9 protein-coding genes are annotated in these 19,855 nt (G+C 57.3%); all 9 read right to left on the bottom strand.

From position 1 onward, the window contains the following. Window positions 1–9: 9 nt before the first annotated feature. Window positions 10–1,317, bottom strand: a complete 1,308-nt coding sequence (locus tag MTX78_RS24795) for a glycosyl hydrolase family 8 (RefSeq protein ID WP_243803428.1) — start codon at window positions 1,315–1,317, stop codon at window positions 10–12. An 82-nt stretch (window positions 1,318–1,399) separates the two neighbouring features. Beyond that, window positions 1,400–3,328, bottom strand: a complete 1,929-nt coding sequence (locus MTX78_RS24790; RefSeq protein ID WP_243803427.1) for a glycoside hydrolase family 97 protein — start codon at window positions 3,326–3,328, stop codon at window positions 1,400–1,402. A gap of 48 nt (window positions 3,329–3,376) precedes the next feature. Continuing rightward, a complete protein-coding gene (locus tag MTX78_RS24785; RefSeq protein WP_243803426.1) occupies window positions 3,377–5,329 on the bottom strand; it encodes an alpha-L-arabinofuranosidase C-terminal domain-containing protein in 1,953 nt (650 codons plus the stop codon). 114 nt (window positions 5,330–5,443) lie between these two features. Beyond that, window positions 5,444–7,126, bottom strand: a complete 1,683-nt coding sequence (locus MTX78_RS24780; protein WP_394805624.1) for a glycoside hydrolase family 43 protein — start codon at window positions 7,124–7,126, stop codon at window positions 5,444–5,446. Between the two features lie 64 nt (window positions 7,127–7,190). Beyond that, window positions 7,191–9,554 carry a glycoside hydrolase family 127 protein gene (locus MTX78_RS24775; protein WP_243803425.1) on the bottom strand — a complete coding sequence of 788 codons (2,364 nt, stop codon included), beginning with the start codon at window positions 9,552–9,554 and terminating at the stop codon, window positions 7,191–7,193. 148 nt (window positions 9,555–9,702) lie between these two features. Further along, window positions 9,703–10,833 carry an endo-1,4-beta-xylanase gene (locus MTX78_RS24770; protein ID WP_243803424.1) on the bottom strand — a complete coding sequence of 377 codons (1,131 nt, stop codon included), beginning with the start codon at window positions 10,831–10,833 and terminating at the stop codon, window positions 9,703–9,705. A 412-nt stretch (window positions 10,834–11,245) separates the two neighbouring features. After that, entirely contained in the window at window positions 11,246–13,198 is a 1,953-nt protein-coding gene (locus tag MTX78_RS24765) for a sialate O-acetylesterase (protein WP_243803423.1), read from the bottom strand. Window positions 13,199–13,415: 217 nt separating this feature from the next. Next, window positions 13,416–15,368, bottom strand: a complete 1,953-nt coding sequence (locus MTX78_RS24760; RefSeq protein WP_243803422.1) for a RagB/SusD family nutrient uptake outer membrane protein — start codon at window positions 15,366–15,368, stop codon at window positions 13,416–13,418. Window positions 15,369–15,380: 12 nt separating this feature from the next. Continuing rightward, window positions 15,381–18,521 (bottom strand): SusC/RagA family TonB-linked outer membrane protein, encoded by a 3,141-nt coding sequence (locus tag MTX78_RS24755; protein ID WP_243803421.1) that lies wholly within the window; start codon window positions 18,519–18,521, stop codon window positions 15,381–15,383. Window positions 18,522–19,855: the final 1,334 nt, after the last annotated feature.

Raw genomic sequence — 19,855 nt, 5'->3', positions numbered from 1 at the left:
AGGGTGAAATTAGGGTTGCGCGGGCTTGATGGCCTGGTACTTGCCGCTCAAGTGCATCAGGCTGAACAGGTACAGCAGGCCGTCGTAGTAGGAGTCGAAGTAGCCATCCTCGTAGGGTGCCAGTTTGGCGTTCCAGAGCGCATGCACGAAGGCCAGGTCCTGGTCTTGGCGCATGAGCGAGGCTGATGCGCTGGTGGCCACCAGCCCGAGCGAATGCCGCAGCTTCTTGACGTCGCCAGCCGGCAGAATAAACTCGGGCCGCGAGCCATCCACATTAAACTGGTCCTCGAACGTGTTCAGCCCCTTGCCGCGCAGAAACCCCTGAAACCGCCGCGCATACTGCTCCTGCCAGGCTTTGTCCTTGCCAAACCATACGTAGTCCATGGCAATGTTCATGGGCACCCGCCACGAATCGTAGCGAAACGCCGGCGGCGCCCAGTTGGTGGCGTGGGGCTTGCCGCTAAACTCGGTATAGTCGTAGTTGAGGCCGGTGGGCGCGGCGCACGCCCGGTGCAAAAACGCCCGTGACGTATCGGCGCAGGTCCGATAAAACTGCTCGTGCCCGTCCTTGGCGTAGGTCGCCCACACTTCCAGGAAAGCCGGCACGTGGTACGAAGGGTCCGTCCAGTTATACATATCCCCCACCGGCACGAAGGTTATCTGCTTGTGTTGGGTGTTGAAGAGGTTACGGACGCCGCCAGTGCCGTCTTTTTTCCACGAAGCATCCAGGATGCGGCGAGCTTCCTTATAGTAATTGATGCCGGTAGTATTGCCCCAGCGGTTGGACGCAAACAGCAGGCTCGTAACGAAATACAATTCCCCATCCGAAGCGGGGCCCTCCGAATTGAGCTTCATCGTGGTGGTGCTGAAACTCCAGGCGAAGTAGCCTTCCAGCGGCCCGCTTTGGTGCTGCAAGTTCTTCTTCGACCAGCGCCAGAGGCGGTCAAACACCTCTTTTTTGTTGAGTTGCACGGCCACCATCATCCCATATGACATGCCTTCGGTGCGGGCATCGTGGTTTTTCACGTCCGACACGTAGGCCATCGAGTCGCTCACCTCGAAGTACACCTTGTTAGGGCCTTCAAATACGTCGTGGTAGGCTTGCGCTACTTTTTGGTCGATGGCGGCTTGGCTATAGCCCGCCTCTCGCAGCAAGCTAGGGTACTTACCGGTGTAAAAAGCCCCTTTCTGCGTGATGGGCGCCGGTTTGGGTTTGGGAGCGCGCTGGGCAGTTGCGCTACCTAGGCCAGCGCATTGCAGGCCAAGCAGCAGCAAGCTGATTCGGCTGCGGAGAAGGAAAGAAAAGCGTGCGTTCATAAGGTGGAGACAAGGGGCAGCGGGGCGGTATTTCGCACGGGTTTGCCGCTCGGTAAGGGGTGGGGAGAATGGCTGGGAGGACCTAGGGCTGTACCACGAAGCCGCCCCGTGCGGGTAGCGTCACACTGACGGTGTTGCCCGCCACGGCCCGCGTGCTGAAGCTGCGGTTGGTATCGCCGTCGGTGATGAGCGTGCCGCTTTTGAGGCCTAATTTGCCGAGGTCAACCTGAATGGTTTTGGGCGCGTCGGTGGCGTTGATGCCGGCCACGTACCACGCGCCGCCAGGCGCCTGGCGGGCGAGTACTGCGTACTCGCCGGGGAAGCCGTCTACCAGCTTCACATCGGCCCAGCGGGGGGGGAGCTTTTTCACGAAGTCTTGCACGTAGGCGGGTTGCGCCGCCATGCCCTCGGGTACCTCGGCGTAGTGCTGAATGCCCGACTGAAACAGCACCGACAAAGCCAACTCAAACGCATTGGACGTGCGGCGCTCCTTGCCCCGAATCTCCGAAAAGGCCATGGGCGTGAAGTCCATCGGGCCTACGGCGTTGCGGGTGAAGAGCAATGTGGCGCAGTGGGTAGCTTCTTGGTCGGTGTTGCGCTGGTCGAAGGTCAGGAACTCGAAGCCCTTCACGGCTTCCATGGTCATCAGGTTGGGGTAGGTGCGGTTCCAGCCCCTGGGCAGGGTAGCGCCGTGAAAATTCACCAGCAGACCCACCTGGGCGGCATCCGTCAGGATGTCCTGGTAGTAGTTCATAAACGACTGCCCATCACCCCCGAAGAAGTCGATTTTCACCCCGGCCACGCCCATTTGCTTGATGCGGGCAAACTCCTTGCGTCGGCTTTCGGGCTCAAAAAGCACGTTGGTTGGCGTTTGCGGCGCCTGGTTCCAACTACCGTTCGAGTTGTACCACACCAGTAGGCCCACGTTTTTGGAGCGTGCATACTGCGCTAGCTCCTGCGTTTTGTCGTAGCCTATCTGCTTGTCCCAGAGCGCATCGACCAGGCAGTAACGCCAGCCCATGGTGGCGGCGTAGTCGATGAAGCGGCGCTGCACGTCGTAAGTGGTGTTTTGGTCGCCCATTAGCACCCACGACCACGACGATTTGCCGGGCGCGTCGGTGAGCACGGGCGTTTTAGCGGGCGCGCTCAGGTCGGTCGTCAGCGTCGATTCCACGATGGGCGCCAGCGAGTTGCCTACCACTACTACGCGCCAGGGCGTGCGCCACGGCAGGCGGCTTTCGGGTAGCAGGGCCGCGTCGGGCGTGGTTTTTTCGGGTGGCTGCGGGAAGGCCACGGCGTACTCGGCATCGGGCGACTCGTGGGCGAGGTGGGTGCCGCAGTAGGTGCGGTCCATGCCCGCCTCAGTCAGCATCACCCAATGCCTGTTGGTTTGAAACAAGGCCGGAAACGACCACCCCTGCCCGATGGTAGACGGCGTACCCGCCGCGATGCCGCGCTGATAATTCTCCTCGTACGAGGGCTGCGTGTTGGCAAAGCCAGTCTGAGCCTTGGCGTGCGGGTGCAGCCAACCCTTGGCCCCGGCCGGCAGATGAAACGTGGTGTTTTCGGCCGTGATGCGCTGCACGTCGGCGCTTTTGCCTTCAATAAGATACTGAAACGCCACTCCATCGTTCGACACCTGAAACACCACGCTCAGGGTAGGCGCTCCTGCCCGCCCCGCGAAGTGCACCACGCGGCGGTTGGCCCGGTAGCGGCAGGCAGCGCGCTTGTCGGTGGCCAGTTGGTAGTCGTCGGCTACGGCAGTTACCTTATCGGCCTGCGTTAGTTTGAGGCCCTGCGTGAGGTCGGCACTAGCTAGGCGGAGCCCTAAGTGCGAAGGCCGCAGCAGCTCGGCCTGGCGGTAGCGCACGGCGTAGGTGGGCTGCCCCTGGGCGGTTACATCTACCGTCACTTGCACGGCTCCATCGGGGCTATTGATGCGGATAGGCGAAGCGGCCTGGGTAGCAGTAGCAGCAAGCATAAACGCGCCAAAAAAGAAAGACAAACGCATGATAATTAACGAAGTAAGAAATGGGTGTGGGGAAGTGGCGCGGTAACTTTACCCCTTTCCTCGTACCCGAATCACGGTGAGCGAGTACGGCGCGGCGGTGTATGTAAAGCGCTTGGCGGCCTTGTAGGCAGCGGCCTTGGGCACAACGGTTCGCGGGCTAGCGAAGGAGTTGGTGGCATCCTTTGGCCCCGTGAAAACTGTCTGGGTGGCAGCGGTTTTCAACCCAGCAAAGCGCGTCAAATCCACAGTAAAGCGCTGGGGGCTAGCCACCGTATTCACCAGCTTCAGGATGATGTCGCCGGACTTAGCGTCACGCACGCAGGAGGCCGCGACGGTGGTGTCGGCAATGGCACCGGGGGGCAGCGTCACCACCCCGGTGTGGTAGGTGTCGCCCTGGTTCTGGCCGAAAAGCTGCTGCACGTAGTAGTTGACGGAGGGCGCTATGGTGGTATTGGTGAAGTAGATCAGGTCGGTTTTCCACTGGGTGTGGCCTTCTTTAGCCAGCAGGGGGGCGTAGGAGGCTAGCTGAACCACGTCGCCGTTACGCTCCAACGACGTCATGTAGGCCGCCTCGGCCAGGGCGTGGTACAGCGTGTTGCCCCAAGAGGCATATTCGCCTACGTACACCTTGGCCTTGCTGCGGTCGTAACGATCGTAGCGCTGGTTGTTGGTCATAAACCACCGGGGCGTTTCGTAGTAGTGCTCGTCTACCATCGGCACGTTCAGCTGGTTGGCGAAGGCCCAGCCTAGGTCGTAATCCTCGCCTTTCGGACCGGGCCCCACGGTACCAATGATGGTGATTTCGGGGTGTTGCCGGCGCATGGCGTCATAGAGCAGCTTGAACCGCTTCCGAAACTCGGGGGTCTGCTTGTCTTCGTTGCCGATGCCGATGTAGGTGAGCCCAAACGGCTTGGGGTGGCCCGCAGCAGCCCGCTTGGCACCCCAGGGTGAGCTAACCGGACCATTGGCGTATTCTATTAAATCCAGCACGTCTTGCGTGTAAGCTTCCATGTCAGCTATAGGCACACACTGCTGGCCAGTGCCACCAATCTTCCAGGTGCCGCCCGAGTTTTGGCAACTCACGCCCGCAGCCACTACCGGCAACGGCTTGGCCCCGATGTCTTCGCAAAACTGAAAATACTCGAAGTAGCCGAGGCCCGCCGTTTGGTGGTAGTTCCAGATGTTACGCTGGCCCTTCCGCTGCTCCAGCGGCCCCACGGTTTTTTTCCAGTCGTAGATATTATCCAGCCCGTCGCCGTGGGCCAAGCAGCCACCCGGAAAGCGAACAAACTTCGGGTGGAGGTCGGCAATGGCTTGCGCTAAATCGGCCCGCAAACCGTTGGGGCGGTTGCGAAACGTTTTTTGCGGAAACAACGAGAGCATGTCTAAATCGACCACGCCCTTGCCAGTGGCCAATACTACCAGACTAGCAGTGGCTTCCGTGGTGCGGGGGGTAAGGGTGGCGCGGAACTGCTGCCATTCCCCCGCTTGGGCCGACAACGTGGTTTCGGCCAGCACCGCGCCTTTCGGGTCGCGCAGTTGCACTAGTAACGGCACAGCCGCCGCTGATTTCACGCGCGCCCACACCGAAAAGTCGTACTTCTCACCCGCCTTCAGCGGTATGCCATCAAACCCTACGTTTTTGAGCCCTGCCCCCTTCTGAAACGGCGTTTCTACCCGCAGCTGCACGTAGTGCGGATTATCGGCGTGCAGGGGCGCCGCGGTTTCCACCGACAGGCTGCCTGTGGCGAAGCCTTCCCGGAGGAACTCCCAACTAGTGAGCGGGTTCCAGCCTTCGTGGTCGCCGGGGGCGTATTCGAAGGAGCGGTTTTGTATCAGCTCGGCGTAGAGGCCACCGTCGGCCGCGTAGTTGATATCCTCGAAGAAGATACCAAACAAATCGGGGCTGATGGGCTTGCCAGCGGCCGCAGTCTGGGCTGCTGCAGGGGTTGCCAGGGCCGCAACTGCCGCTAGGGCAAGTAGGCATGCAAACTTTTTCATGGATAATGAAAAAGTGCGCCATATTCCCGCCGCGGCAGTCGGCGGGATATAAAGCAGCACATGGGGTGGAAAGAAAGGGACAATGCGGGCTCCTAGCCGCGAGCGGCCAGGACCTTACTTCTTGTACACAGGGTCGTTGCCTTCGTACTTGAGCCACTTAAAGGCAGCCGTGTTAGTCGTGGGCTGGCCCGAAGAAGTGGCGTACATCCCAAACACACAGCCGATGAAGCCGCCCGCCACTTGCGTGCTCAGGAACTTGCCATCGACCTTGTCTTTGAGCACCGTCCACGTCTTGCCATTCTCCGAGAAGCCGAAAGTGTAAGCGTCGCCCTGGGCCTGGATGCGCAGCTGCACGCTAGCCGTAGCCGACTTAAGCGGCGCCTGGGCCAGCAGTTCCGGTTGCTTGGCATCGGCGGTGCTTTTGAAGAGCTGCAGCATCGGCTTGCCATTGTCTACCGACTTGCAGAGGTAGTAGAAGTGCTTCTCGTCTTGGAAGATGGTCAGGCCCGCCTTTTCGTTGGCTGATTTCGGCGCGAACGTCAATTCGGTTTCGGTGGTGCAGTACATGTGCTGCTGGCGCTTGCCGACGAAGGCCGGATTGCCGGTTTCGGCCACCGTTTCAGGCTTCAGCTTCAAGGTGAGTCCCTTGGCCTTACTTAGCGAAAAATTGGTGCTATCGACTGTGCGCAGGAATAGCAACGCGGGGTCGAGCTGCTTCTCGAAGGTGAGGGTGTAGTTGAAGTTGCCGCTCTGTGGCCGGGCGCCGGGCTGCTTCACCTCAGGGAAGTTGGCTTTGTAGGAGTACTGCACCCCGTTGGGGCCAGGCACCATTACGGGCCACTCATCTTTCCACTCCACGGGCACAATGAAGGTCTCACGCCCGGTGTTGTAGAAGTTGCCCTCATAGGGCCGCACCGCCAGGAAAATAGCGTACGTCTTGCCATCGGGACCTTCCACAAACTGCGCGTGCCCGGCCGACGTGATAGGGTCTTTGCGGTCCTTCGGCAGCTCGCGCTGCGAGAGGATAGGGTTTTTCTCGTAAGGCACAAACGGGCCCAGCGGCGCCTTGCTGCGGAATACCACCTCGGTGTGGTTGACCGACGTGCCGCCTTCAGCCGCGTAGAGGTAATACCAGTCGTTGCGCTTCATGAGGTGCGGGCCCTCAATCCAGACGGGCTTCTTGCTCAGGTCCACGCCGCCGTTGACCACAATTTTAGCTTCGCCCACGGTTTTCAGGGTTTGCGGGTTCAGCTCGATCATCTTAATGGAGCGGTGGCCATCGTAGAGGGGCGTGCCGGGTGGGTCGCTGTTGTAGATAACGTAGGCTCTGTCGCCTTCGAAGTACAGCGAGGGGTCGATACCGCGTACCTCGGGTAGGAAAGTTGGGTCGCTCCAGGGGCCGGCGGGATTCTTGGCCGTCACCACGAAGTTGCCCTTGTGGTCGATGAGCGTGCAGGTGACGTAGTACGTGCCGTTGTGGTACTCGATGGCCGGGGCAAACAACCCGCGGGTCATCCGGTCGCCCATGAAGTTCATCTGGGAGGGCCGGCTGATGACGTTGCCGATCTGCTTCCAGTTTTTCAGGTCTTTGCTGTGCATGACCGGAATGCCGGGGAAGTAGGAAAACGTGGAATTCACCAGGTAGTAATCCGTGCCGACGCGAATGATGCTCGGATCGGGGTAGAAACCCGTCATGATGGGGTTTACCAACTCAATCGATTGAGCAGAAGAAGCGGCGTTTTGCAGCAGCAGAGCTGCCAGGGCAGGAAGAAATACCTTCAGTCGCGTTAAGAGCATGCTAGTAGGTTCGGGTGGATGTTCTGAAGTGTTTAATCGGAATGGTGCCTTACTCAGGCGCCCCTTATTTGAGTAGCCGCACGTCGTAGACGCCGCCTGCCGTGGAGCCCGCCGCCGCCACGAACTTTACGATGAGTGTGGTGGCAGCATTCCGGCGCAGGGCTTCGGGCAAGGCGTACTCCACGTCGTAGAATTCACGTTGCGGATTACCTTCGAGGGCTACCTTCGCCAGGGGGGCGCCATTGACTAAGATGGTGAACTGCCGGTTTTTATCGCCCCCAGAATACGTGACGCGGAGCGCGCGGCCCGCCTTGTTGGGGTTGCGCAGGTTGTAGCTAAACCAGCCGGCGGCGTGCCGCCAGTGGCGGTTGCGGAAGGTGCCCGTCTCGGACTGCTCTCCTTGGAAGCCGTGGTCCGATTCCGGCTGCTGCTCCCCAGGCGTTACCTGATCAATGGTGCGGGCCTCCAGGGCGCGTTTCTCGGCGTCGCGGCGGCGGATTTCTTCTTTGCGGGCGGCGAGGCCTTCAGGAGTTGTCACGGGCCAGTACACCATGTAGCGCGCGTCGTGAATCTGGTAGAAGGGCACCAACTGCACGCTGCGGTTGTGGTCGGAATCGACTAGACCAGCGGCGGTGAATGTCAGCGGCCGTCCGGCTACGGGCTTGATGCCTTCGGCTACGTTCTGGCTAGTAGAAACGAGCACGGGGGCGTCTTCAATGGGATAAAGCTGCCCGGTTGGCACGTGCGCCATGCGCTGGCCGTTGGCGCGCAAGCCGGTTAGGTCGGTGGTGTCGGTAACGGCAGCCAGTACCACCGGGCCGTGCACAAAGGACACCCAGGACGAATGGTCGGGCAGGTACTCCGCTTTGGTTTCCATGGGCAGTGCCACCGTCACTACGTCGCCCGAGCGCCACTTGCGCGTGACGGTGGCGTAGCCCGGCGAACTAGCCGTTGCGGCCACCGGCTTACCGTTGACCTGCACCGCCATCTTACCGGCCGGCAGCCAACCGGGCTGGCGGATGCTAAGCGCAAACGTGCGCGGCTTTTTCAGCTTCAACGCTAGCTGCGAGCGTTCCTCGAAGGGAAACGTCGTTTGCTGCGTGAGGGTGAGGCCCTGCTCAACCCAACTGAGGCGCGAGGGCACAAACAGATTCACGAGTAGCTCTTGCTCGGCGCGATGCGCGTACACCAGTTCGCCGTACTTGCCGTGGTTTTCCAGGCCCGAGCCGACGCAGCACCAGAAGCCTTCCTGCGGCTCGGAATACACGCGGTAGTGGCGCGGGCGCATGGGTGTGAAGTACACAAAGCCGCCTTGGCCAGGATGTTGCGACGAGAGAATGTGGTTGTAAAGAGCCCGCTCGTAGTAGTCGAGGTAGCGCGTGGAGGCGCTGGTGAGATACAACTGCTTGGTGAGCTTGAGCATGTTGTAGGTGTTGCACGTCTCGGGGCCTTCCGTGCTTTCGAGCATGGACGTGAAGTTGTCGGCCGGGTTGAAGTGCTCACTCACGCTGTTGCCGCCAATTGACACCGTGCGGTTCTCCACCACCGTTTTCCAGAAGAAAGTGGCGGCGTTGGTCCAGGTAGGATCCCCTCCTACCTCCGCGATACGCTCAAACCCAATGACTTTTGGAATTTGCGTATTCGCGTGCATACCGTTAAGCACGTCCTTGCCGCCCAACAGCGGCTCCAGCACCGCCCGGTGCGAAAAGCGGTGCGCCAACGTTAGGTACTTGGAGTCGCCGGTGATGCTGGCCACATCGGCAAACACTTCGTTTAGGCCCCCGTGCTCACTGCGCAGCATATCCTGAATTTGCGCGTCGGTGAGGTTGGCCGTGAGGTCCAGGCACCAATCAGTCAGCTTAACAAGCATGGTTTTCGCCTTGGCGTTGCCCCCAATTAGGTAGGCGTCGCGCAGGCCGGCGTAGGTTTTGTGCAGGTTGTACCAGGGCACCCACTTCTCGTTCATCCCGAAGCTGTTGGCCTTGATGTTGCCGGCTTTCACCTGCTGCCACATAGCCTTGCCGCCGGGGATGCCACCGAGGTAGCCATTGCCATTTTTCTGCTGGCAGGCGTCGAGCGCATCAATCATGTAGGTGAGGCGCTGCTGCACCTGCGCATCACCGGTAGCGGCGTACATCAACGCCAGCGCCGACAAGTAATGCCCGCCAATGTGACCATCCAGACCCGTGTTTTCCCAGTTGCCGTAGCGCTCAGCCTTCGGCTGAATGCCCGCTTCCGCCTGGTAGGGAGCTAGTAGCCGGTCGGGGTTAAGGGCCAGCATGTAGGCTTTGTCGGTCTGCTGCGCCTGCTGGAACGGACTTTCCAGCAAGTGCACTGCCGATACCGGAAAGCTTTGTAAGGCTGTTGTCTGGCCACTGCTCAGAAGAGGCAGCAAGCAGGTGGAGAAAAGCAAAAAATTACGCTTCATGATAATCGATTGTTCGGTTCCAAGACCCAACGGTCTGCACCGAAAATTGGCTACTATTCAACGCTTGTCAGGCACCTAATTGGTAAAAAGAAATTCAACTAGGGCCAAGACAACCGGTTACTCTGTAGCAATGCACGCTTGCCGCGGCTTACATCTTGTTTTTCGCCGTCTGCAGTACTGCCTGAAGAGCAGGCTTGGGCTGGTAGGCGCGGTCAAATAGCAATGGGTAGCTGGTGCGCCCTCTAATTGGCCAGTCGTTCAGCCAAGAGTCGGCATCCGTTACGCCCCACAGGGTGATGCGGTCAATAACGTCGCGGTGCTTGTGGAATAAGGCAAATAGGTCGGCGTAGCGTTTAGCTAGTTTTTGCTGCACCGAATCAGGCAAGGCCGTAGGATACACGTTGTATTTGGCATCGGCAGCAAAGTTTTCGGCAATGTCGGCTCCCTGGCGCCGGCTAGGGTTGGGCAGCACGTCGATGTCGAGTTCCGTGAAGTTCACATGCACCCCGAGCTTAGAGAAGGCCACAATGCTGGCTTCCACTTGGTCGATGCTCGGTTTGGTTAGGCCGTAGTGGCCTTGCATGCCAATGGCGGTTACTTTGATGCCTTTGGCTTGCAGGCTTTTCACGAGCTTGATGACGCCTTCCCGTTTTTCGGGGCGGTAAAGGCTATAGTCGTTGTAGTAGAGCTCTGCTTTGGGGTCGGCTTGGTGCGCGTATTCGAAGGCTTTGGCGGCGAAATCTTCGCCTAGGATTTCCAGCCACTTGGTTTTGCGCAGGTCGCCTTGCTGGTCGTCGATGGCTTCATTCAGCACATCCCAGCCGTTGATCTTGCCTTTGTAGCGGCCGACGACGGTAGTAATGTGCTCTTGCAGGCGCTTGAGCAGCACTTCCCGGCTAGCGGGCTGGCCGTTTTCGTCTTCAAACACCCACTTGGGGGTTTGTTGGTGCCACATCAGCGTGTGGCCGATGATGAACATCTTGTTTTGCTGCCCAAACGCCACGTAGTCGTCGGCGGGCTTGAAGTTGTACTTGTCGGGCTGCGGGTGTACGGGTCCCCACTTCAGCAGGTTTTCGGGGCTGATGGTGTTGAACTGCTGCTGAATCAGGGCAGTCGATTTAGCGTCCTGCCCACTGCTTTGCTTGTAGTTGAGGGCCGCCCCGACGTAGAAGTCTTTCTTGAACACCTCCTTCAACGTCGGTTCCGTCTTCTGAACGAAGTTCATTGCCATCCCGCCTAACGCGAGGGAGAGCACCGAGTATATAATTTGCTTTTTCAAGGTTGAGTGGAAAGTGTGCTGCTGGTCGGATTTGTTCGGCCGCTGGTAAGTTTCCAGGGCCAGATGTTGTACTGGTAAGCACGGCAGTAGAGGTTCCGCTACCGTTGGTACTGCTACGTGTTATTGTGGGTGGCAGCCTCGGCCACCTCGATAAGCAATAAACCTTCCCGGCCGGTCCTCGCCATAGGGTTCCCACACCCTTTCAAGGACCAGCCGGGTTGGTTTTGGTTGAGACATTGCCCTACACGAGGGGTGTTTGCCTCAGCCGTAAACCTTCCCCCCTGATCTTCCCCATAGGGTTCCCACACCCTTCAAAAGACCAGTTGGGTCGGTTGTTTTCGTTGATCTACGCTTGTTGGGGTATCATATTTTTGGCCGTGGAAAAGTGAATGGGTTGTTTCAACAGCTATGCTTACTGCGGCTGCGTGCTGGCTTGAAAAGGGGAGGCAGGGAGCCCCTCCCGGTTGTAGAGGTTGGCGCCTTCGGGGTTGTCGGCCCACGCATACCGCACGGATACCGGGTTCGGCACCTGGTCGCTCCACACCACCACTTGGTTGCCTTCCAGCTTGGCTTTGGCCCATACATACTTGTTGTCGGCTCCCGCAACTGCGAAGTAATTCGGTTCTCCGCCCTTGGTTACTAGGCCGCTGCCAACGTTCGTAAACTTGAGCGTTACCTTGTTCCCAACAACCTGCATGGTGTGGTATAGGGGCCCCGAATACACCACCTGCCGATCTCCGTACGCTACCTTCTCGGCGGCTAACGCCAGCCGGTGCCCAACTGGCTGCTTGGCAAGCGGATGAATATCGTTCCACTCCCCGAGCCCGAGCGTAACGGCCATGCCGGTGTGGGGCATCGCCAGTAAGCGCCGCTGCGTTTCGCGTAGCTCAGCCCAGCCACTCTCACTGGGCTCTTTTCTGGTGGCCATAAAGTCGGGCAGCTGCACGTACAGGAACGGCAGATTGGGCTGCTGATAGTGCTGCCGCCAGTCGTTGATCAAGCTGGTCATTAGGGCCTGGTAGTCTTGCGGACGACCGGCGTTCGACTCGCCCTGATACCAGAGCACACCCTTGATGGCGTAGGGCAAGAGCGGCGCAATCATGCCGTTGTAGAGCCCACCAGGCAGGAACTGAAAGAAGGTAGTGCTGGGGGCTGGGGTTGTACTAGCTCCTAGCTTGTAGTACCAGGCCCCGCTCAAATCCAAGGTTTGCCCGCCGGCCCGGAGTTGGTAGAGCTTTTCCGGCGTGAACCCACCCCGCCCGCTGTTGTTGATGACGCGCACCACAATGGTGTTCTTACCCGGCACCAGCACGCCCGAGGGGATACTGTACTTGCGAAGGTCGTACTGGGAGCCGGCGGAACCCACAAACTGGCCGTTGAGGTAGGTGGAATCCGAGTCGACGATGGTACCGAGTTCTAGTTGGGCGGGCTGCCCCACCATGCTGGCGGGCACTTGCACTTCCTTGCGAAACCACACCACGCCGTTAACGGGGCCTAATCCTTGATCTGCCCAATACCCAGGCACGTTCATGGTCGGCCAGTTGGTGGCGCTGTACTGGGGGCTAGACCACTTCGTTTGGGTTGGCGCTTCTCCCTGGTCGGCTTGGTGCAGCTGTTGGTACCAAGCGCGGGAAGTTTCTTTTTCGCGCACCTGCACCTTGGCTAGGTAGGCACTGTCCCGGTACTTCTCGCTTTTCTGCTCGTAAACCGGAAACTGCTTGAGGGCGGTAGCGCTCAGCCAAGCCTCGGCTGGGGAACCGCCCACCGCGTTTTTTATCAACCCAATGGGCACCTGGTACTTGGCGTAAACATCCTTGGCGAAAAAGTAGGCTACGGCCGAAAACTGGCCGATGCTCTGCGGCGTGGCCGCCACCCAGTTGCCGCCCGTTACGTTCTCTTGCGGCCCTGTAAAGGCGTAGCGCATGGGCACCAAGAACTGCCGGATGCGCGGGTTGTTGGCCGAAGCCATTTCCTGCGGGTACTTATCCTTTACACTGCTCATCGGCATTTCCATGTTCGACTGGCCCGAGCACAGCCACACGTCTCCCACCAAAATGTCGTTGAGTTGCACTTGGTTGCTGGCCTTCAGCGTCATGGCGTAAGGCCCCCCGGCTTTCAGGGCGGGCAAGGTAACCCGCCATTTCCCCGCGGGGGTAGCCGTTGCCTGGTAAGTTTTACCCTGGAACGTGACGGTCACTTTTTCGCCGGCGCTAGCCCAGCCCCAGATAGTAACGGGCTGCTCGCGCTGCAAGACCATGCCGCTGTCCACCAAGTGGGGCAGCCGGATTTGGGCCTGCGCTGGAGCCGCCCAAACTGCTGTTACGCACGCACTGACTGCAACTAAGGTTTTATTGTTCACTAACATGCACAAGTTCAATGGAAGTCTGGAGGACAGATCCTCTTCGTTGGTAGCGCGCCAACCGACCTAGGCGCCGTGCAGGCCGGTTAGCGCTTACTCACTAGCTCATTAGTAGCTAGGGTTGACTGTCTGTTCTGTGCATTGTTTACAGAGACAGGAGAAAGGAGTAGAGAGAATGGCTGCTTCATACGAGTAGCCCTTCTCTCCATTCTGTTGCATTAGCCTATTGATATTGTGGGTTTTGATAAGTAGCTTTTACCTCTGGTGATACGTCCAAACGCTCCATCTGGAACTGCGGTATAGGGCGCAGATAGTGATACGGTTCGATGGTGCGCGTAACGGTTTGAGGGGTATGGTCTCCGTAGTTAGTGCCCCCAATACGGTAGGTAGAAGCTAACTCATTCCATTTTTGCGTGCGCACCAAGTCAAACCAACGGTACCCTTCCGCATAGTATTCGCGCGACCGTTCGGCCAGGATGTAGTTGATGTCGATCGTGGTCGGAGTGGCCGCAACCATCGCAGCGCTGTTATCCTGCACCTTGGCCACGTTCCCGTTGTTGTCGAAACGCCACTTACCAGCCCGGGCCCGAATGACATTAATCAATTCTCGGGCGCTCTGACCCGATTTGGTAGTGGCTCCTTTTACGGCGGCTTCGGCCGCTACGAAGTATAGTTCCGAGAACTTAGCAACGTTGAACGGCCGGGTACTGCCGGCATTCGGCTGTCCTAAGCCCGTACCGTTGTCGGTACGGTAGGGGCCGAGCTTCCAGAGACCGGGATAAACAATCCGGCTTATCCCGCGCGGCGAAATCACATAGTCTGCTCTGTTGGGTAGTGTGCCGGCTCCTACATTGCTCGCGCCAGTGCCGGTGGGGTACGTAATAGCAGTAGCAGGTTCTGTATTCAGGAAAGTCAGGATGGCCTCGCCTGGCCTAACCGGCAGGTTATTGGCGTTGTACAGGGTGGCGTTCGTGACTCCTGCCTTGGGCCAGTTTCCACGGTACGTAGTGGTAAAGGTGCCATCGTAGCGAGAATCATTGGTCTTGTCGGCAAAGGTGTTCTCGACGGCCCCAATGGTTGGAGCCATCCGGTTCCAAGGACGGCCCAACGCCTGAGCGGCTTCCCGCTGCACCGAATTTACGCCCCCGGTGCCATCGGCATTGGTGTAGCTACGGATGTTGGTATAGTTCCACGTCATCATCCAGCCGGCAAAGTTGTCAGGGGCACCACCACTACCAAAGCTGATGCTGCCGCCATTGTATAACTCGCTGGATTCGGTGTGGTCTGCAAACATCAGCATTTCCGAATTGCGGTCATTCGTTCCCACGTGTACATCGTAGTATGTTGGCTGCAGGCGGAACGGCCCCGGGTTGTCAATACCAGCCGTAGCGACATCGTACGCCTGCTGATAATAATACCGTGCGTCATGGCCGTCCGGATCGGTTCTTGGAGCCGCCGGATAAGTGGGAATGTTGTTCGGGTTTTCCAGCCACCACGCATAGGTCAGGTAGGCTTTGGCCAGATACAAGCGGGCAAGCGTTTTGGTTGCGCCTCCTACAACTCGTGGATTCGCCGGCAAATCCGTAACGGCTTGCAGCAAATCAGGAAAAACGGCTCTGGTATAGACCTCAGGCACCGTATTGCGAACCGAGGTTCTGATAGCATTGGTGTTGAACTCCAACTCTCCCGAGCCCAAATCTAGGGGCACTCCGCCAAACGTTTGGACCAGCATGAAGTAATCGAAGGCGCGGAAGAATCTGGCCTCGGCAATCAACGCCGGAGAAATGGTGCTGGAGGCGCTGGCATTCTTAATAATACCACTGGCAGTGTTGATATTAGGAAAAGCAGCTCCCCATAACGCATCGGCCCGGCTGTTATTGGCGTTGAGCGCCGCTCTGCCGGACAGGTCCATGGCCAGAAAGTTCTCATCGGCATCCCGGCCGTAGGTTACCTCATCGGTTCCGGTCAGCGTAGCATTATAGTAGTACGCGTTTCCGTAGATGTAACGCAAGTGAGCGTACATAGAGGTTAACCCACCAGCAACACCTCTTTCTGTTTGAAAGTAGCCGGGCGTGTAAATGGCTCGGGGTTCTTCCTCCAAAAGATCTGTACACCCAGTGGCAGACATAGAGATGACGGCCGCTCCAATAAAGAATTTTATGGTGAAGGTTTTCATGTTGATCTTTTCTTAAAAGGTAAGGTTGAGCCCAGCGATGAAGGCGCGGGTGGCTGGGGCGTTGGTGCCCAGCGTCAGGATGCGACTAAGGTTACCGGACAGGGGTACAGCCGCGTTTTGGTCGCCAAGCGAGTTAGTCTCGGGGTCCATGCCTGATTCTTTGTGGTAGGGCGAGAACAGCACGAAGGGGTTTTGTGCCGTTGCGTACAGCCGCAGCCGATTAACGCCAGCATTCTTCAACCACGCCATATTGTTGAAATTATAACCGAGCGAGATGGAGCGAACCTTCAGGTAGGAGGCATCGAAGTAGCCAAGCGTAGAGCCGTACTTGGGGTTATCGCCGCTCGCGAGGGCACCTGGACGGGGATATTTGGCATCCGTGTTTTCTGGTGTCCAGTAATCCACTTTTACGTTCCCGCGACGACCATTCAGCAGGTTGAGGTAGCCCCCCGAACCGTAAATCGTACTGTTGAGCAGGCCGCCTTCTTGGAAGGCCCCTACGACAGACAGGTCAAAGCCTTTGTACGCCACCCGGGTGTTCAAACCTCCCTGAAAGTTGGGGTTTACATCCAGAATCTGACGGTCCGCGGTGCCAATGGGGCGGGTGGGGGTACCATCCGAGTTATAATCGCCGGTATATTTCACCTTGATCATACCAATTGTGGCATTAGGGGCGGCGGCAGATGGTTCAAGAATGGCTCTGTACGGGTCGTCTTCTTGCCACAGCCCTATTTTTTCGTAATCAAAGACTACGTTGATCGGTTTGCCTACAAACCACCAGTTTCCTTCGTCTCGGTCTTGCGCCCCTGCCAGCGACGTAATCTTGTTGCGGTTGGCATACACGTTGAAGCCTGCTTCCCACGTCCAGCCGTTGAGATTATCCAAAATCAACCCGTTCAAAGAAAGCTCTATGCCTTTGTTTTGAGTGGAGCCAATATTAGCCGTGTAGCTACTCACACCGGAGGTGGGGGGCAAGGGCAACCCCAGCAGCAGGTCTTCAGTGTTGGTGACGTAGTACTCCACGGTACCCGAAAGACGGTTTTTCAGGAGTGCGAAATCCAACGCGTAGTTCCAGGTTTTAGAGAATTCCCATCCTAGTTCAGGGTTGGGCACCTCACTCACAAACAGCCCCGTCTGGTAGCCGGTAGGGCTAAGTCCAAAATTGTAGGGCCGGGTGGCCAGGCGGCCCAGGGTAGAGTAGGCAGGAAGGGACTGGTTTGATGTTACACCATACCCAACACGCAGCTTCAACATGTTCACGGCCGAAACACTCTGCATGAACGATTCTTTGGCGATGTTCCAGCCGACCGAAACGGCCGGGTAGGTATTCCATTGATAGCCGGGGGCCAGCCGGGAGGATCCATCCGAACGGACCGTAGCGGATAGCAGGTACCGGTCATCGTAGGAGTACATCACCCGTCCCATGTAAGACAATAGCCCGGATTTTACATACTGCTGGTCATTGGGGTTTACGATGATTTCGCCGGCCGCTAGGCCTAGGTTATAGAACTGGAAGGCGTCGCCAGGAATATCCCGGGCATTAATCTGCGACCGATTGAACGTATTGCTGGAGGCAGAATACAAGGCTAACACATTGATATTATGCTTCCCGCCTAAGGTGCGGTCGTAGGACAAGATGTTTTCAACGGTGTAGTCCGTGGTAAGCGAGTTGCTGGTGGATGCCGAAGAAGGATTAGTAGCGAGAGCTGCGTTGATGCCCTGTCCTGTATAACCACCACCCTGGCCTTGCCGATAGTTTACACCCAGGTTGAGTCGGTATTTCAACCCATCGACTCCTGGCATACTGAATTCACCGAAGAGAGAGTTGTAGCTGGCAAAGTTTCTCGATTGACTCAGCCATCTATCTTTATTATCTTCTACCACATCCTTGGTAGCTACCCACTGCTCATCCAAGGGCATTCTGATGGTTCTTCTCAGCGTCCCATCCGCATTGTACGGACTGGCGATTGGTGATGAAGTCAAGGCACCATACACCCCTATGTTGGAGCCTTCCGTTAAGCTATAGGTGTTGTTGGTAGTGAAGCCCAAGCGGACATATTTACCAACGCCTTGGTCAAGCGAGCCACGGACAGAATAGCGCGTATACTGCTGGGTAGGAATTACGCCTTCTTCTTGATAATAACCCGCGTTGAAATTGTACCGCCCATTCTCCGTACCACCGGTGACCCCTACGTTATGGTTGGATTGAATGCCGGTTCGGTACAACAGCTTCTGCCAATCGGTATCGACGTCATCGGATTCGTCTAGGGTGTTCGTGTACAAGGGCTGCCCACTAGGATTGTACAAGGCCGTTGCTTTGCGAAGCGCCGCAAACTCTGGCCCGTTCATCATGGGAAATGGAGCGAAAAGGGTTTTCGCACCCACAAATCCATCGTATGTTATCTGGGCCTTTTGCCCTTTCTTACCGCCTTTAGTCGTTACCAGCACCACACCATTGGCTCCCCGCGACCCGTAGATAGCCGTGGCCGAGGCATCTTTCAGAATGTCGACGCTCTGGATATCGTTGGGGTTGATGTCGCCGATGGATCCCGGGAAAGGAATCCCGTCCAGTACGATCAGGGGGTCGTTGGTGGCCGTAAGGGAGCGAGTTCCGCGTATCCGGATTTGGGTGGTGGCACCCGGCTGGGAGGAGGTTTGGGCAATTTGTACTCCTGGCAACCGGCCTTGCAGGGCCTGCGAGATGTTAGCCGTTGGTACTTCGCGCAAGGACTCGCCACTGATAGAAGCTACCGAACCCGTTACCGCTTCGGCGCGCTGCACGCCATAACCTACCACCACCACTTCGTCCAGGGCCTTGGTGTTGGTAGCCAGCGTGACGTTCACTGTGCTTCCAGAAACTACTACCTCCTGGCTGATAAAGCCAATGGCACTAAACACCAGCGTGCTCCCAGCAGGGGCCGACAGCGTAAATCCGCCTTCCCCATTGGTTGAAACCCCATTGGTGGTGCCTTTTTGCAGAACTGTGACACCAGGCAGGCCTTCGCCCTTGTCAGCAGTCACTCGGCCCGACACCGGTTGGGCGGTTTGGGCCACGGCGGAGGTGGTGGCTAGGCCTACGAGCAGCGATGCCGCCACTCGTTGAGCGAGAAGCGGGGTGGTGCGCATCGTGGTTGCGAATAGAAGTTTCTTCATGGTTGGAATGGTGGGGTTATAGATCGTTGTGAACTCTTAAAGGCTTGAGAAAGCACGTCTAGTAATCGAGCACAGGTGGATCGATTGCGAAGGATGATTTCGCTTATGACAATCGATTGTGCAAACGCCATAGCAACAGACGTTTTGAGTAGTCGAAACCTTGAGAAAGCAGAACTAGTATCAGACCACAGGTGAAGTGTAGCATCCTAGCAGGTGGTGGACTGCATTGGCGCTTGTTTGCGAAGGCAAGCATTTGCTTCGGCTATTAGCCAAAGCCAGATAAATATGATCTACAGGCGGATGCTTTTACAGCAGCCTGGTAATGACCTTGAGTCTGTTCCACTACTGCACGAAGGCAGGTGAAGAATTCCTCTACCCTGCTGACTCGGATAACAGAAGGCTACTTCCTAAGAGTTAGCGTAGTGAAAAACAAAAAAGATTAAGTGCTAAACCCTTGGTGGGGTGGAGTCAAAGGTATTCCTTGCTAAAGCGCAAGCATTCTTATATTCTTACAACAGATGTCGAAATATTTCACGGAGCTGCAACCTGTAAAACAGGCTCTGTTGTGGGTGTAGGGGCTTTTGTGTGCACGTGTGTTTTAGTTTGCTGCACATTTGTTGGCTACCTAATTAGGGTCGTAGCACTGTAGGTTTGTCTAGGTAGCAGGAAGGATTCTACACTATAGCGTTCTAGCTGGGAACTCGTGCGCGTTGCGGCAACCAAAGAGTAGGTGGCATACCGCTGCCATACCAATAGAGGGAACCTAAGCCACCACAGTAGAAGGTTGCCTATCCTGCACGGTTTAGATTGCTTGCTAGCTCGTATCGGATTATGTATCGACGACTACGAGGCAATAGGTCCAAAAAGGTAAGCAAGAGGGTGGAGCATCTTAAGTCTTGGAAGGCTAGCCTTGTCTTCTCTTTGTCTGCTGTTAGCAGGTGGAAAAATCGTTCTTGACAGCTTATGCGGGAGCTAGCGGGGCTGCTGGCTCCCGCGTAATTTTTCATGTCTAGTGCGAGCCCACGTGGCTACCATTTTAGTGCTGTTAGGTCAACACGATTAGGCTCTCCTGTGGGCTATAGAAGTTAACCGGTAAGAAGGGCAGCCCATGAGCTTGAAGTCTTGCTAGCGTAGCTGTCCTATTCCTGCATTGCTAGCCAGCAAATTTTATCTTTGTTTACCCTTGACAGGTGATTTGTCTGGTTTCGAGCCGTTGCTAGTTGCTATGTGCTTCTGATAAGGCATCACCCTACGCTCGGCTGCTTCATGCAACCAAGCATACTACCATGGCTTTCCCGCTCAGGCTAAATTCCCACCTAGCAGCCAGGCAGAAA

It is taken from the genome of Hymenobacter tibetensis (assembly GCF_022827545.1).
Taxonomy (GTDB): domain Bacteria; phylum Bacteroidota; class Bacteroidia; order Cytophagales; family Hymenobacteraceae; genus Hymenobacter; species Hymenobacter tibetensis.
This window is presented reverse-complemented; position numbering and strand designations above follow the sequence as displayed.